General features: G+C 70.2%; 13 protein-coding genes and 1 tRNA gene. 4 read left to right on the top strand and 10 right to left on the bottom strand.

Annotation, left to right across the window (positions count from 1 at the left end; genetic code table 11):
- Window positions 1-67: 67 nt before the first annotated feature.
- A complete protein-coding gene (locus tag RL72_RS06915; RefSeq protein ID WP_045250080.1) occupies window positions 68-841 on the bottom strand; it encodes a hypothetical protein in 774 nt (257 codons plus the stop codon).
- 173 nt (window positions 842-1014) lie between these two features.
- On the opposite strand from RL72_RS06915, the gene RL72_RS06910 reads away from it, so the two are divergent.
- The gene (locus RL72_RS06910) at window positions 1015-3015 is read left to right on the top strand and encodes a DUF262 domain-containing protein (RefSeq protein WP_045250079.1); all 2001 of its coding nucleotides are present in this window, start codon (window positions 1015-1017) and stop codon (window positions 3013-3015) included.
- Window positions 3015-4277: an alpha/beta fold hydrolase gene (locus RL72_RS06905; protein ID WP_045250078.1), complete on the top strand. Its 1263-nt coding sequence runs from the start codon at window positions 3015-3017 to the stop codon at window positions 4275-4277. Before RL72_RS06910 ends, RL72_RS06905 begins: the two co-directional genes overlap by 1 nt.
- Before the next feature lie 9 nt (window positions 4278-4286).
- On the opposite strand, the gene RL72_RS06900 is transcribed toward RL72_RS06905, so the two are convergent.
- Together RL72_RS06900 and RL72_RS06895 are read right to left on the bottom strand one after the other, a co-directional pair.
- Window positions 4287-4811, bottom strand: coding sequence for an SRPBCC domain-containing protein (locus RL72_RS06900; RefSeq protein WP_045250077.1), 525 nt, complete (start codon window positions 4809-4811; stop codon window positions 4287-4289).
- Window positions 4808-5125 (bottom strand): ArsR/SmtB family transcription factor, encoded by a 318-nt coding sequence (locus RL72_RS06895; RefSeq protein WP_045250076.1) that lies wholly within the window; start codon window positions 5123-5125, stop codon window positions 4808-4810. Before RL72_RS06895 ends, RL72_RS06900 begins: the two co-directional genes overlap by 4 nt.
- Before the next feature lie 148 nt (window positions 5126-5273).
- Between RL72_RS06895 and RL72_RS06890 the strand changes: the two genes are divergently transcribed.
- On the top strand, window positions 5274-5480 hold the full coding sequence (locus tag RL72_RS06890; protein WP_045250075.1) for a CsbD family protein: 207 nt from the start codon (window positions 5274-5276) through the stop codon (window positions 5478-5480).
- Between the two features lie 65 nt (window positions 5481-5545).
- On the opposite strand, the gene RL72_RS06885 is transcribed toward RL72_RS06890, so the two are convergent.
- The 5 genes from RL72_RS06885 to RL72_RS06865 all read right to left on the bottom strand — a co-directional run bounded on the left by RL72_RS06885 (window position 5546) and on the right by RL72_RS06865 (window position 10806).
- Window positions 5546-7342: an alpha/beta fold hydrolase gene (locus RL72_RS06885; RefSeq protein ID WP_045250074.1), complete on the bottom strand. Its 1797-nt coding sequence runs from the start codon at window positions 7340-7342 to the stop codon at window positions 5546-5548.
- Window positions 7339-7938: a TetR/AcrR family transcriptional regulator gene (locus tag RL72_RS06880; protein WP_045250073.1), complete on the bottom strand. Its 600-nt coding sequence runs from the start codon at window positions 7936-7938 to the stop codon at window positions 7339-7341. The genes RL72_RS06885 and RL72_RS06880 overlap by 4 nt, the downstream gene beginning before the upstream one ends.
- A gap of 79 nt (window positions 7939-8017) precedes the next feature.
- Window positions 8018-8091 (bottom strand) — tRNA-Ile (locus RL72_RS06875).
- A 47-nt stretch (window positions 8092-8138) separates the two neighbouring features.
- Window positions 8139-8669, bottom strand: a complete 531-nt coding sequence (locus RL72_RS06870; RefSeq protein WP_045250072.1) for a gamma carbonic anhydrase family protein — start codon at window positions 8667-8669, stop codon at window positions 8139-8141.
- Between the two features lie 31 nt (window positions 8670-8700).
- Entirely contained in the window at window positions 8701-10806 is a 2106-nt protein-coding gene (locus RL72_RS06865) for an acyltransferase family protein (protein WP_082072213.1), read from the bottom strand.
- 205 nt (window positions 10807-11011) lie between these two features.
- Between RL72_RS06865 and RL72_RS06860 the strand changes: the two genes are divergently transcribed.
- Entirely contained in the window at window positions 11012-11497 is a 486-nt protein-coding gene (locus tag RL72_RS06860; RefSeq protein ID WP_045250071.1) for a Dps family protein, read from the top strand.
- A gap of 33 nt (window positions 11498-11530) precedes the next feature.
- Here the strand turns inward: RL72_RS06860 and RL72_RS06855 are convergent, their stop codons facing one another.
- A complete protein-coding gene (locus tag RL72_RS06855; protein WP_045250070.1) occupies window positions 11531-12202 on the bottom strand; it encodes a response regulator transcription factor in 672 nt (223 codons plus the stop codon).
- 47 nt (window positions 12203-12249) lie between these two features.
- Window positions 12250-13614 (bottom strand): sensor histidine kinase, encoded by a 1365-nt coding sequence (locus RL72_RS06850; RefSeq protein WP_045250069.1) that lies wholly within the window; start codon window positions 13612-13614, stop codon window positions 12250-12252.
- Between the last annotated feature and the right edge of the window lie 108 nt (window positions 13615-13722).

Here is a 13722-nt window from a genome sequence, read left to right as displayed (position 1 = left end):
GCACGCCGGGAACTGCATTGCCGAGGGCCCCTCGGTGCCCTGGGACGGGCTCAGGGACTGACGAGGCTCAGGCCTCGCTCATCGCGATCTTCTCCTGCTGACCCTTGGCGGCGTAGTACGCGGCGCGAGCGGCGTCACGACGCGCCTGCTCCTCGTAACCCGCGTCGAGGATCGCCTGGTCGACGGGGTAGTTCTCCACGTCCTGCGTGCCGTGGTACTTCTCGATGTAGGCGTCGAGCTCCGGGCCCGAGGTCCACGACGTGATGAGGCAGTAGCGCGGCTCGGTGCCGTTGTGGGTGGCGGCGTGCCAGAGGCGCTGGGTGTCGACGATCAGCTGCGCCCCCGCCGGGAGGGCGATGCGGTACTCGACGCTCGGGTCGGTGCGGTTCTCGCGCAGGACGAAGTAGCTGTCCTTGTCGTCGGTGAGGTTGAAGAAGCCGCGCACGACCCAACCGGTGCCGTCCGGGTTGAGGCGGTTGTTGTCGTCCTGGTGCAGGTTGTACAGGCACTCGCCGTAGGGCGTGGGCTGCAGCTCGATGACGCGGCAGCGGCCGACGTTCGCGCCCGGCTCCTGCGCGCGACGCGTGAGGTTCGGGGCCTTGGCGGTCTGCGACTCGATCCAGACGCCGTCCTTGTCCGTACGCGGGGGCACGTGGTTCCAGAAGCCGTTGCACTCGATCTCGCCCTTGGCGCTGGCGAGCGGCGCGAAGCGGGTGTCACCGGAGGACTTCCAGTCGTTGTACTCGATGTCGAGCCACTCCTTGGGGTCGAGCTCCTGGTTGTAGCTGTCGAGGACGACGAAACCCTTGTCCTCGAGGGCGGCGGACTTGATGTATGCCATGAGCGAGTCATGTCCTTTCATAAGGGGCCAGCACGTTTTAACAGGCCCTTCTTAGGACAGCCTAACAGCGGCCCTCCGACGCGCCCCAGGGCCCGGCCGTGAATATCCGAGCCCGGATCCGCGCCTGAATAGACTGGATGAGCAGTCCGGAACCGAGGAGAAGCGCAGCGAGCATGAGCACGGCCACCAACGTCGAAGCAACCGCAGTGTCAACGATCGAGTGGCTGTCCTCCCCCGAGACCACGATCGTGGTTCCCGTCTACCAGCGCCAGTACCGCTGGGACATCGGCGGCTGCGAGAAGCTTCTCACCGACATCCGCGCCGTCGCCGACGAGGACGATGCGCACCGCCACTTCATCGGCTCGATCCTGTCCGCCGCCGACGACGCGCATCCGCAGGCCGACCTCATCCTGATCGACGGTCAGCAGCGCATCACCACGCTGATGCTCCTCATCGCCGCCCTGCACCACTCCGTGCGCGAGACTGATCGCGCGCTCGCCGAGGAACTCGAGCGCGTCCTGGTGCGCCCCGGCGATCCGGACCGCACCAAGCTGCGTCCGCACGAGGCGTGGGCGGGGCTCTTCGAGTCGGTCGTGCTCGATCGTCGTGCACCGGACCAGCCCGAGTCCCGCTTCGACGACAACTACGCGTTCTTCCGCTCCCAGGTGCATGCCGACGAGGCGCCGCGGATCTGGCGCGGGCTGCAGAAGCTCGAGCACGTCGCGATCACGCTCGGCGCGGCAGCCAGCGCGCAGCAGATCTTCGAGAGCCTGAACTCCACCGGCGAGCCGCTCCGCGACCACGAGCTGATCCACAACTACGTGCTCATGGGCCTCTCCCACGCCGAGCAGCAGCAGGTGGAGGACGAGTTCTGGCTGCCGATCGAGCGCAGCACGGGTGAGGCGATCGGCGCCTTCTGGCGGCACTACCTGATCATGACCACCGGTCGTGAGGTCGCCGTCGCCGGAGAGCACGGCGTGTACAGCGCATTCCGCCACGAGTTCCCCCGGCCGGACCTCGAGACGCTGCGGGCGCAGGCGCTCGTCTGGCGCGAGTATGCCGAGATCTACGGCGTGCTGCTCGATCCCGCGCGGGAGCAGGATCCGGAGATCCGCCGGCAGCTGGCGTACGTGAACACCTTCGGGCGCTCGACCTACCCCCTCGTGATGAGCGCCTACCGCGACCACCGGCACGGGGCGATCACGAAGGACGAGCTCCTCCGCACCCTCGAGCGGGTGCAGTCCCTGCTGCTGCGCCGCGCGGTGGTCGGCGTGCCGACCGACCGCCTCATCGCGCGCCTGTGTCGGGCCAGGACCGAGGGCCCCGAGCAGCTGCTCAAGGCGTTCGCGCGCATCACCCCCTCGGACGAGCGCATCCGGGTGGCGCTGAAGTTCGCCGATCTGCCGCACGCGCTATACGTGCTCGGACGCCTCGAAGGGCTGCAGGATCCGGAGGGCTACGACGTCGAGTACGTGGTGCCTCCGGCCCCGCACAACAACTGGTCCGGCGACGGCGTGCGGCCGTGGAGCGAGTACACCGAGGACGAGCAGAACAGCCACCGCGCCCTCGCCACCACGCTCGGCAACCTGACGCTCATCGAGGAGTCGCTCGCGGAGCGCGTCTTCGGAGACTCCTTCCCCAGCAAGCGCGACGCGTACCGTCGCAGCCGGATCGCGGGGACCGCCGCCCTCGCCGAGCTCGACGCGTGGGGCACCGCTGCGATCTCGCGGCGCACGGCCGACCTCACCGACGCCTTCCTGCGGATCTGGCCGCGCCCCGCGGTCACCGACATCGACGACGACGGCCTGACCCCGATCCTCGACGCCGTGCGCCGCCGCGGCTGGCCCGCGGGCTGGGAGCGCGAGTTCGAGTACGTCGAGTACCGCGGCGAGCGGTGGGACGTCCCCGACGTGAAGTACCTGTTCAACCGCGTCTTCCGTCGCGGCTGGACCGATACCCGTGCGGCGCTCGACGCGTTCAACGCCCGCAACGGAGGACCGATCTACGACGAGAAGGCGTGGAACGGGCCCTGGGACCAGCTCGACGACGACCACTTCCTCTACATGGGCTGGGACTCGAAGTACATGATGAGTGCCGTGCAGGGGCTGCTGGAGGAATCGGGTCTCGCCGAAGAAGTGTTCGTGAAGTACTCCTACATCGGGAATGTGATGTGATGACGATCTCTGCCGCCCCTGTCCTGCGCCGCCGGATGATGGACCTGACGCTCGAGGAGCACACGCTCACCGTGCCCCTGGTGTGGTCCGATCCCGCAGACGCCCGCACGATCGACGTCTTCGCGTCGGTGGTGATCCGTCCGGGCGGAGAGGACCTGCCCTATCTGGTGTTCCTCCAGGGAGGTCCGGGACACGAGGCGCCGCGGGCCCTGCACACGCCCGCCGGCCCGTCCTGGCTCGACCAGGCGCTGGCCCACTATCGCGTGGTGATGATCGACCAGCGCGGCACGGGCCGGTCGACGCCGGTGTCGGACGACATCCTCGCCCTGGGCTCCGAGGCCGTCGCCGAGCACCTCACGCATCTGCGGGCGGACTCGATCGTGCGCGACTGCGAGGCGATGCGCGAGCACCTCGGCGCGGAGCGATGGAACGTGCTCGGGCAGTCCTTCGGCGGCTTCACGACGCTCGCCTACCTCTCCACGAACGCCGCCTCGGTCGACACCGCCTATCTCACCGGCGGTCTGAGCACGGTCACGCGCACCCCGGACGAGGTCTACGCCCTCTGCTACGACAAGATGCGCGACGCCTCCGAGCGGTACTACCGCCGGTTCCCCGAGCACCGCGACCGCATGCGCCGGCTCGTGGATCTTGCGGACGCCGGCGAGATCGTGCTGCCCGACGGAGAGGTTGTCTCGCCGTCCCGGCTGCGGTCGGTCGGCTCCGCGCTGGGCACCGACGACGGGTGGCAGACCGTGTGGAAGCTGCTCGAGCTCGAACCGGGCTCCAACGCGTTCCGGTACGACCTCGCCGCGGCCATGCCGTTCGACGGCCGCAACCCCCTCTACTTCGTGTTCCACGAGTCCAGCTACGCGAACGGGCATGTGACCGACTGGTCGGCGGAGCGCGTCGAACCCGCCGACTTCGCGGCCGACGTGACGCTGTTCACCGGAGAGCACATCCGCCGCGACTGGACGGAGACGGTGCCGGCGTTCCGCCCGTGGCGCGACGTGTCGCTCGCGCTCGCGCAGCACGCGTGGCCCACGATCTACGACGCCGAGGCCATCGCGGGCTCCGGTGCCCGGGGTGCGGCGGCCGTCTACGTCAACGACCCGTACGTGCCGCTGGAGTTCTCGATGGAGACGGCAGCCCTCCTGCCCGACCTGCGCCTGTGGGTGACGAGCGAGCATGAGCACAACGGCCTGCGCTCCGGCCCGGTGCTGGAGCGGCTCATCGCACTCGCGCAGGACCGCCGCGTGCGCTGACGACGTGCGTCAGCCGGCGCGGACCTGCTCGTAAGCGGGGATCAGCTCCTGCCAGCGTGACCGCCACGCTTCGGCGGGCTGCTGCGACGACCAGCCGCCGGGATGGGTAGGCGCGTCGTTCCGCAGCGAGAGCCCGAGGTCTTCGAGGTGCACCTGCCAGCCCGCGGCGTGGAAGTGCAGCACGCCGGATCCGAGCCCGCGCTCCTCGACGATCAATCGCGTGCGCGTGCCCTCCGCCTGGAGCCAGGCCTCGATCACCGTCTCCTCCTCGGTGCCCGGCTGCTGGGTGAGCACGAGGTGACGGGGCGCCTCGCAGACGTCGATCCGCATCCGCCCGGTCCAGGTGCTCGTGAACGTCGCGTCGAGCACACCGCCCGGGCGGAGGTCGCCGTGCACCTTCACGATCCAGCGCTCCAGACGCGCCGGATCCGTGCACGCCTGCCACAGGTCCGCGATGTCGGTGTCGTACACGTCCTCCACGCGGATGCCCCCGTGGGCGTCGTCGATCTCCCACATCGTGCCGGTCACGATCATGTCCCGTCCTTCTTCCCTCGCGCGATCTCGGTGTGCAGGGCGTCGAGTCGCTGGATCCACAGATCGCGATAGTCGTCCAGCCAGGCGTCGATGCCGATGAGCGCCTCCGGCCGCAGGCGATAGATCCGCCGCTGCGCCTCCTGCCGAACGTCGACGAGGCCCGCCTCGCGCAGCACGCGCAGGTGCCGGGAGACCCCGGGGCGGGCGATCGGCAGCGCGTCGGCGAGTTCTCCCGCCGTAGCCTCATGGTCGCGCAGGATCCCGAGCACGACCCGACGGCTCGGGTCGGCGAGGGCTTGCAGTACGGCGTCCATGGGTTGAAATGTACCTGAAGGGTTACGTACCCGCAAGGATAAATACTCGCGCTCTGTAGCGCCCGCCCCGCGGTCCGTCAACCCCGTCGACCGATCCGCACCCGACTGCGAGCCTGTCAGCATCGACCGACTGGAGAGGAGCAGACCCATGAGCGCTGCCGACCACGTGAAGAACACCGCAGAGAAGATGGCGGGGAAGGCGAAGGAGGCGACCGGGAAGGTCACCGACAACGAGAAGCTCGAGAACGAGGGCAAGCTCGACCAGGCCAAGGCCGACCTGAAGGAGGCCGGCGAGCATCTGAAGGACGACGCGAAGAAGGCCGGCGAGCACCTCAAGGACGCCACCGACCGCTGACGCAGAGCGTTCGCGCCGCCTCGTCGGGGTCCGGAGGGAGTACGACGGGGCGGCGCGACGTCATGTCAGGCGCGGATCACGTCGGACAGCACCTCGGCGAGAGCCGCGCCGTGAGTCAGCTGCGGATGGTGCCCGGCGCCGGCCACCGAGATCAGCTCGACGTTCGGACGGGACGCGAGACGCGCGAGCATGTCGGGATCGAGCGGATCCTCGCTCCCCGTGATGATGCGGACCGGTCCGCCGAATCGTCCGAGAGCCTCTCGCAGCTCGGCGCGCCACCGGGGCGAGCCGGCGAGAGCGAGCTGGGCGGCCACGCGTGCTGCACCCGTGCGCCTCAGGTCGCCGACCGTGGACTCGAGGGCCGCCGCGTTCGCCGCCGATCCGGTGAGCCGGATCGACAGGCGCGCCGCGTCGACGTGCCGCAGGTAGCTGCGCACGAACGGTCGCAGGGGCGCCGCGAATCCTGACCGCGGCTGAAGGAAGAACGGCGCGACCAGGGTGAGGGAGGTGACGCGCTCCGGACGGCGCACCGCCGCGAGGACGGCCGCCGCCGCGCCGAGCGAGTGTCCGATCAGCTCGACGGGCTCCTCCCCCTGCACGGCGGGCAGCCAGCGGTCCCAGTCCTGCACGCCGGTGCCGCCGCTCAGGCCCAGACCCGGGAGGTCGACGGCGCGCGCGTCCACGGCCGAGGCGACCTCGGCCCAGGTGTCGGCGTTGACCGGCAGCCCGGGCAGGATCACCCGGCTCGAATCCGATCGCCCGAGCTCGAACGTCCTCAGTCCCCCGCGCTCGACGATCCGCCGGTCCTCAGCGCTCGCACGACCGAAGCGGTGCGCCGCCAGATGGTCCGCCCACCGGTCGAGGGACACCAGGACGTCCGGCGTCCGGAGACCGTGCTTCGCCGCCAGCGCGTTCGCGGGCCCCGTCGGATAGCGGTCGTCCGAGAGGAAGCCGAGGGTCTCGGGATCCGCCTTGGTGATCTGCGGCGGAAGCCGCTTGATGATGCCGACGGGCACGCGCAGCCACGGCACCTTCGCCCCGAGATGCCGACCGACGTGCGACAGCATCTCCGCCAGAGGAGGGGTCGCGTCGTCGAGGATCCAGTACGCCTTGCCGACGGCGGCCGGATCACTCGCGGCCTTCGCCATGAACGCCGCCAGGTAGTCGACCGTGAGAACAGGCAGGAAGGTGCCCCTGCCCGCGGGCAGCGCGGTCGCGGTCCCGTCCCAGATCTGCTCGATCGTGGTGGCCAGCCCGATGTGCTGATCGGACTCCCCCGTCGCACTGTCGCCGATCACGCTCGCCGGATTGACGATCGTCCACGGGATCCCGCGCTCCAAGGCTCTGGCCTGGAAGATGGCATCGGATTCCACCTTCGACGCCTCATAGCCGCCGAGCTCCTTGTAGACCGCGGCACGGTGCTCCTCCGACCAAGGGACGGTCGCCGGATCCTGCCCGCCCACGCGGTAGCCCGAGATATGGACGATGCGCTGCAGCGCAGGGATCCCCTCGGCGAAGTCGAGCAGTTTCTCGACGATGCCGACGTTCGCGCGTCGCGCCTCGTCCGCGGGCATCCCGAACCGATAGGCGCCCGCGCAGTTGTGGATCTCGGTGACGGACGCGAACGCCTCCGCTCCGCCTGCCACGATCTCCGGGGCGTCGAAGTCGACGATCGTCGTCTCGATGGCCCGCGTCAGGCCGTGCTCCCTGAGCCAGCGCTCGACGCGAGCGCCGGAACCGGCGCTGCGGACGGCCGCGGTAACGCGCGCCCCGGCCCCGGCGAGGGCGAGGATGAGGTGACGGCCGACCAGGCCCGAGGCACCGAAGACGAGTGCGTGACGCGGTGCATCGAGCGCGCTCATCGGGCTCCTCCGTCCTGCGGAAGGCGCTGTTCGAGAAGACCGGCGATCACGTCGGCGGCCGCGGACAGCGGCTGCGTGGTCTTCATCGCGCGGGACACGATGACCGCTCCCTCGATCGTCGACACGACGACGGTCGCCAGGCTCCGCGCCTCTTCGGCGCCGATGCCGCCGGATTCGAGGAGCGCAGCCGTCGGGCCGATCCACGAGGAGAACGCCGCGGCGCACGCCTCACGGAGCCGCTCGCTCTCCGCGCCCATCTCGAGGGTGACCACCGAGACCGGGCATCCCAGCCGGAAGTCGCTCCCGCCGACGATCGTCGCGAGCGCATCGATCGCTCGGCGGACCGCGTCGGGGACGCTGTCCGCCGCATCGACGGCCTCGGCGATCAGCGCTCCGAACTGAGCTGCGGCGAGGTCGACGGCCGCGACGCCCAATCCCTCCTTGCCGTCGGGGTAATGGAAATAGATCGAGCCCTTCGGCGCGGCGGCGTGTTCGATCACCGCGTTCAGGCCCGTGCCGCTGTAGCCGCTGCTCTGGATCAGCTCGAGCATGGACTCTGCGAGCCGTGCCTTGGTCAGGTCTCCCTTGGTTGCCATGTCACCAGAATAGACCGGTCTACCTATTTTGCAAATCGACGAATACAGCGCCGCTCACAGCGGCCGCAGGTCTTTCAAGTGGGGCGGGCGGGACTTGAACCCGCGATCGTTGGGTTATGAGCCCACTGCCTTCACCAGCTTGGCCACCGCCCCGGATGCTTCGAGACTACCGGGCGCCGGTGACGCCGCGTGCGCGGCTCTCAGAGCGGGCGCGCCTGACGGTGCAGCGCCGAGTGCTCGCGGTAGACCCGCGCGTTCCGCCGCAGCCCCTCGCGCTCCTCCGCGGTGAGCTCCCGTCGGACCTTGCCCGGGACCCCCGCGACGAGCGCGCCGTCGGGCACCTCCATCCCGCTCAGCACCAGTGCACCGCCGGCGATCAGGCACTCGGAGCCGATCACGGCGCCGTTGAGCACGACGGCGCCCATGCCGATCAGCGACCCGTCGCCGATCGTGCAGCCGTGCACGACGGCGTTGTGACCGATCGAGACGTCGTCGCCGATCGTCACGCCGTGGCCGGGATCGACGTGCACCGAGACGCTGTCCTGCGCGTTGCTGCCCGCACCGATCCTGATCTCGGCGGAGTCCGCGCGCAGCACAGCGTTGTACCAGACGCTGGATCCCTCTCCGATGGTGACGGATCCGATGATCCTGGCACCGGTGGCGAGGAAGGCGGTCGGGTCGATCGCGGGCGTGCGGTCGGGCAAGGACAGGATCGTGGCGTCGTCGCTCATACGCCGACCCTATCCAGCCCGGGCGCGGAGATCAGCCCAACCCCATCGCGGTCTTGAGCGCGGCGGTGTACTGCGGGGCGAGGGAGTTCGCGAAGGTCACGGTGATGTGGTCCTGATCGCGGTAGATGTTCGCGCCGCCGACCACCGCTCGGCAGTCCTGCTCGCCGCAGAACACCTCGGTGAAGTCAAGCAGGGTCACGTCCTTCTGCCCCGCGGCCGCCTCGCGCAGCGGATCCTTCTCCGTGAGCAGGTCCGATCGCGGTCCGTCGCACGCCGCCTGCGCGCGGGTGCGGAGGCACTTGTTCGGGTCGGTCTCCCACACGGGGTTGTCGACCACGGTGATCACCGGCGTGCCCTTCGACGTCTGCGTGGCCCACGCCTCGCGGTAGCCGGCGACGGCCGCCTCATAGGAGGAGGCGTGATCCCCGGCGGCGTACGGCGTGGTCGACAGGGCGGCGGTGAAGACGGCATCGAAGTGCTTGCTCTCGAGCTGCTTCGCCACCGCCGCGCGATACTGCGTGCACGCGTCGCCGAACGCGCCGCCCGTCGACAGCGGCGTGGTGTTCCAGGGGCAGGCGCCCTTGAAGTAGGTGGTCAGGTGCCACCCCTCCTTCTCGGCGATGCCCTGGAAGGTCGTCAGCAGCTGGTAGGCGTGACTGTCGCCGATGAGCGCGATCCGCTTGGCCTTCGGATCCTTCGACCCGAACTCGCAGGCCACCGCCCGCGCATCGTTGAGCTGCACGAAGCACTGCGATTCCTCCGGCCGGTCGACCCCCGCGAAGCCGGGTGCGGGAAGGATCTTGTCGGTCGTCGTGCCCGCACAGGACTCGTCGAGGACCGCAGCGGCGCCGAAGCACGCCGGCGGGTTCGCGCGCAGCTGGGCGATCGCCTGCACGCCCTGCTGGTAGGTGCCCGCGTTCGCCGCCCAGCCCGCACCCGCGGTGCCCGCGACGATGACCATCGCCACCAGGGCCGCCCACAGCGAGAGCCGCGGCTTGCGCGAGGTGAGCGGCTTCCAGGTGCGGGTGGGGTCCTCGACGAACTTCTTGGTGAGCCACGCCAGCACGAAGCAGATCCCGACGAGGGCGACCCGATGGTAGATCGTGAGACCCCAGAACGGCACCGACGGGGCGATGATGATGAGCGGCCAATGCCAGAGGTACAGGCTGTACGAGATGTCGCCGGTGAAACGCATCGGGCGGATCGCCAGGATGCGCGTCGGGTACCACCAGCGCTCGGTGTTCGACGCCGCGATGATCGCGGCGGCCGCCAGGGTCGGGATCGCGGCCATGTATCCCGGGAACGGCGTCTGACCGTCGAAGCGGTAGATCACGACGAGCAGCACGATGATGCCGCCCCAGCCCAGGAGGAAGCTGCCGATCGCGTTGCTGACGCGCAGGCGCGGAACGAGGGCGAGCACGGCGCCTACGCCGAACTGCCACATGCGGCCGAACGTCACGAAGTAGGCGGGGGCGGGATTGGTCGCGGTGAACCAGACGCAGAACGCGAACGAGGCGACCGACACCACGCCGATCGCGATCGCGGCGGCGCGCAGCCGCGATCCGCGGAAGTACTTCACCGCGATCCATGCCGCCAGCAGCATGATCAGCGGCCAGAGCACGTAGAACTGCTCCTCGAGCGACAGCGACCAGTAGTGCTGCACCATCGTCGGGTCGCCGGAGTGCGCGAGATAGTCCGCGGAGTTCAGGGCGAGGAACCAGTTCTCCACGTAGAAGGTGGAGGCGACGATCTCCTGCAGCTCCGCCGGCAGCTGCGACAGCGGAGACAGCACGGGGATCGCGGCGACGATCGCGCAGAACAGCAGCACCAGGAGCGATGCGGGCAGCAGACGACGTGCGCGACGCGCCCAGAACTGCCCGAGGTTCACCCGGCCGGTGGCGTTCAGCTCGCGCGCCAGGTGCGCCGTGATCAGGAAGCCCGAGATCACGAAGAAGATGTCGACGCCGACGTAGCCGCCGCTCAGCCGCCCGGGCCAGAAGTGGTAGAGCACGACGGCGAGCACAGCGATCGCGCGCAGGCCCTGGACGTGCGGGATGAAGTTCGCACCGACCTTCTGCGCGGCGGATGTGCGGGAACGGCGCAGGGCCGCACGGGAGGAGGTACCAGCTGTTGCCACCTGACGAAGGTATCCCGGATCACTGTGCGCTCCCGTCTTCCACGCGGTGCTCGACGGGATCCGCAGGCAAGGCAAGCCTTGCCGAAATGTGCTGTGATCTGCGAGTTAGCGTTGCCTCAGCTTGGTTGCGGAACATTCTGAGCCGAGTAGCGTTGAGGTCACCACATCAGCACGCACGGATCCGAGCGATCACCGAGGAGACATCATGAGCAACGCAGAGACCATCACCGCCACCTCCGTCGACCCGACCGTCGCGGCCGGTGCCGCACAGTTCCTCACCCCTGTCGTGCTGGGTCTTCAGGCCCTGACGCTGAACGGCAAGCAGGCGCACTGGCACGTGCGCGGCGCGAACTTCGTCGGCGTGCACGAGCTGCTCGACGTGATCGTGGACCACGCCGGCGACTTCGCCGACACCGCCGCGGAGCGCATCGTCGCCCTGGGCCTGCCGATCGACGCGCGCGCCTCGGTCGTCGCCGAGAAGGCGGGCGCCACGCAGGTGCCGGCCGGCTTCACGAAGTCCGACGAGCTCGTCCGCGCCGTCATCGCCGACATCGACGCGGTCCTCGTGGACGTCAAGGCCGCCGTGGAGGGACTCGACGAGATCGACCTCACCAGCCAGGACGTGGCGATCGAGATCCAGCGCGGCCTCGAGAAGGACCGCTGGTTCCTCGTGTCGCACATCGCCGCCTGACGCCGCACATCACGCGCACGACCCCCGTTCCGCTCAGGGACGGGGGTCGTGCTGCAGGTAGGCGAGCACGGCGAGCACGCGCCGGTGATCGGTGCCGGAATCCTCGAGCCCGAGCTTGGCGAAGATCGCGGAGATGTTCTTCTCCACGGCTCCCACGCCGATGGTCATCCGGGCGGCGATCGACGCGTTGCTGCGTCCTTCCGCCATCGCCTCCAGCACCTCGCTCTCCCGCGGGGTGAGCGTCGCCAGCGGATCCGGGCCCGTGCGCACGAGCTGCTGCACGACCCGCGGATCCAGCACGGTCCCTCCGCCGCGCACCTGGCGCACGGCGGCGGAGAGCTCGTCGAGGGACGTGACCCGGTCCTTGAGCAGGTAGCCGACGCCGCCGTCGCCCGCGCCCAGCAGCTCCCGGGCGTACACGCCCTCCACGTACTGGCTCAGCACCAGGACGCCGACGCCCGGCAGCGCTGCCCGCACCGCGAGGGCCGCGCGGATCCCCTCATCGCGGAAGCTCGGCGGCATCCGCACGTCGAGCACCGCGACATCCGCACCGGACGTCCGCGTGCGGGTGACTACGTCCTCGACGTCGCCGTACGCTCGGACGGTCTCGAACCCCGCCTCGGCGAACAGGCGCACCAGGCCCTCGCGGAGGAGGATGGAGTCCTCGAAGAGGATCACGCGCAGCGGGGTCTCCGGATCTGTCACGTCCTCAGACTAGGGGCCGGCGACGATCGCGCCGGAACGTGCCGGTCTTATGCGGAGACCGGCACGACGGCCGTCACGACGGTGGGGCCTCCGTGCGGGCTGTCGATCTGCAGCGTGCCGCGAAGCCCCTGCACCCGACGCGCGAGTCCCTCGAGCCCACCGCCCGGACGCGGCTCCGCGCCGCCGCGGCCGTCGTCGGTCACCGTGACGCGCACCTCCGCGCCGCTGCGCACCACGTCGACCGACGCGCTGAGCGCGGCCGCGTGCTTGGCGGCGTTGGTCAGCAGCTCCGCGACCACGAAGTACAGGTTGCGCGCCGCCTCCGGGCTCAGCGACGCCGTCGCCTCGGGGGCGACGGACGCCTCCACGACCAGCGGACTCGCCGCGGCCAGTGCCATGATCGCCTCGGCGATCCCGCGATCCTGCAGCAGCGGCGGCGCGACACCGCCCGCGAGCGCCCGGAGTTCGTCGAGTGCGGCCTGCGCGTGTCCCCGGCTCTCCGCGGCGAGGGCGGCGACCGCTGCGGCGTCGCCCTCGGCCGCGCGACGCTCGAGGGCGGCGAGATCCATCTGCAGCCGCACCAGCCGCTGCTGGGGCCCGTCGTGCAGGTCGCGCTCCAGCCTGCGCAGGCCCTCGTCCTCGGCCTGGACGGCCGCACCGCGCGAGGCGTCGAGGCCGGCCACCTCGGCCGCGAGGTCGTCCGATTCCCAGCGCCCGACCAGCGCGGAGGCCACCGCCCCGTGCATGGCGACCAGGCCGCGGAGCACGAGCGGAAGAGTGCCGAGGAACACGACGCCCACGATCAGATACAGCATCGACGCCCACAGATGCGGATCCGGATCCGGATCGATGCCCCCGAAGAGATGCTGCACCGCCCAGGGCACCCAGATCTCCTCCGCGCTGCCGTTGCGGGTGAACGGCGACCAGTACCAGTAGGTGGGGCCGCCGAGCGCGAGGACGATCCAGATCGTGGCGAACGCGAAGGCGATGATCGCCACGATCGGGCGCACGAGCAGCGCCGACAACAGGGCCATCCAGTAGTGCCCGTTGCGCAGCGGCTGCGTCAGCCGCGCCCACCGGCCGTCGCCGCGTGCCCCGCGTCGCCAGTCCGGCGCGGCGATCGGCGGAAAGTCGGTCATCCGCAGGAGTGCGCGCTCGGCTTCGCCGAACCCGCGGGCTACCTGGAGCGCCCCGGCGAGCACGGGGAGGCCGATCACGAGCACGAGGATGCCGAGGCCGAGTCCGAACACCAGCCAGGTCACCGCCATCGCCACGATCGCGAGCGGCACGGCGAGCAGCACGAGGTAGAGTGCGTTGGCCGGCGCGGCGGCCCAGGCGCGTCCGTATCCGCGGCGGCGAGCGGCCGGTGGGGCGTCGGGGTGGGTGTCGAGCCGTCGGGCGACGGTGGTCATCGTGATCTCCTGGAAGTGTGCGAGGCGGGCGCGGATCTGCGCCCTCCTCTACGATGCCGTCGCCCCGCGCTCTCACCCAGGGTGCGGCCCGCCGGATCCGTCCGGGGG

Origin of the sequence: Microbacterium azadirachtae, assembly GCF_000956545.1 — a bacterium.
Taxonomy (GTDB): Bacteria; Actinomycetota; Actinomycetes; order Actinomycetales; family Microbacteriaceae; genus Microbacterium; species Microbacterium azadirachtae.
This window is presented reverse-complemented; position numbering and strand designations above follow the sequence as displayed.

Bases quoted from the DNA above. Each gene is read 5' to 3' on its own strand.
- RL72_RS06890 (WP_045250075.1), top strand. From the start codon at position 5,274: ATGAGCGCTGCCGACCACGTGAAGAACACCGCAGAGAAGATGGCGGGG.
- RL72_RS06905 (WP_045250078.1), top strand. From the start codon at position 3,015: ATGACGATCTCTGCCGCCCCTGTCCTGCGCCGCCGGATGATGGACCTG.
- RL72_RS06860 (WP_045250071.1), top strand. From the start codon at position 11,012: ATGAGCAACGCAGAGACCATCACCGCCACCTCCGTCGACCCGACCGTC.
- RL72_RS06870 (WP_045250072.1), bottom strand. From the start codon at position 8,669: ATGAGCGACGACGCCACGATCCTGTCCTTGCCCGACCGCACGCCCGCG.
- RL72_RS06850 (WP_045250069.1), bottom strand. From the start codon at position 13,614: ATGACCACCGTCGCCCGACGGCTCGACACCCACCCCGACGCCCCACCG.
- RL72_RS06910 (WP_045250079.1), top strand. From the start codon at position 1,015: ATGAGCACGGCCACCAACGTCGAAGCAACCGCAGTGTCAACGATCGAG.
- RL72_RS06900 (WP_045250077.1), bottom strand. From the start codon at position 4,811: ATGATCGTGACCGGCACGATGTGGGAGATCGACGACGCCCACGGGGGC.
- RL72_RS06915 (WP_045250080.1), bottom strand. From the start codon at position 841: ATGGCATACATCAAGTCCGCCGCCCTCGAGGACAAGGGTTTCGTCGTC.
- RL72_RS06880 (WP_045250073.1), bottom strand. From the start codon at position 7,938: ATGGCAACCAAGGGAGACCTGACCAAGGCACGGCTCGCAGAGTCCATG.
- RL72_RS06885 (WP_045250074.1), bottom strand. From the start codon at position 7,342: ATGAGCGCGCTCGATGCACCGCGTCACGCACTCGTCTTCGGTGCCTCG.
- RL72_RS06895 (WP_045250076.1), bottom strand. From the start codon at position 5,125: ATGGACGCCGTACTGCAAGCCCTCGCCGACCCGAGCCGTCGGGTCGTG.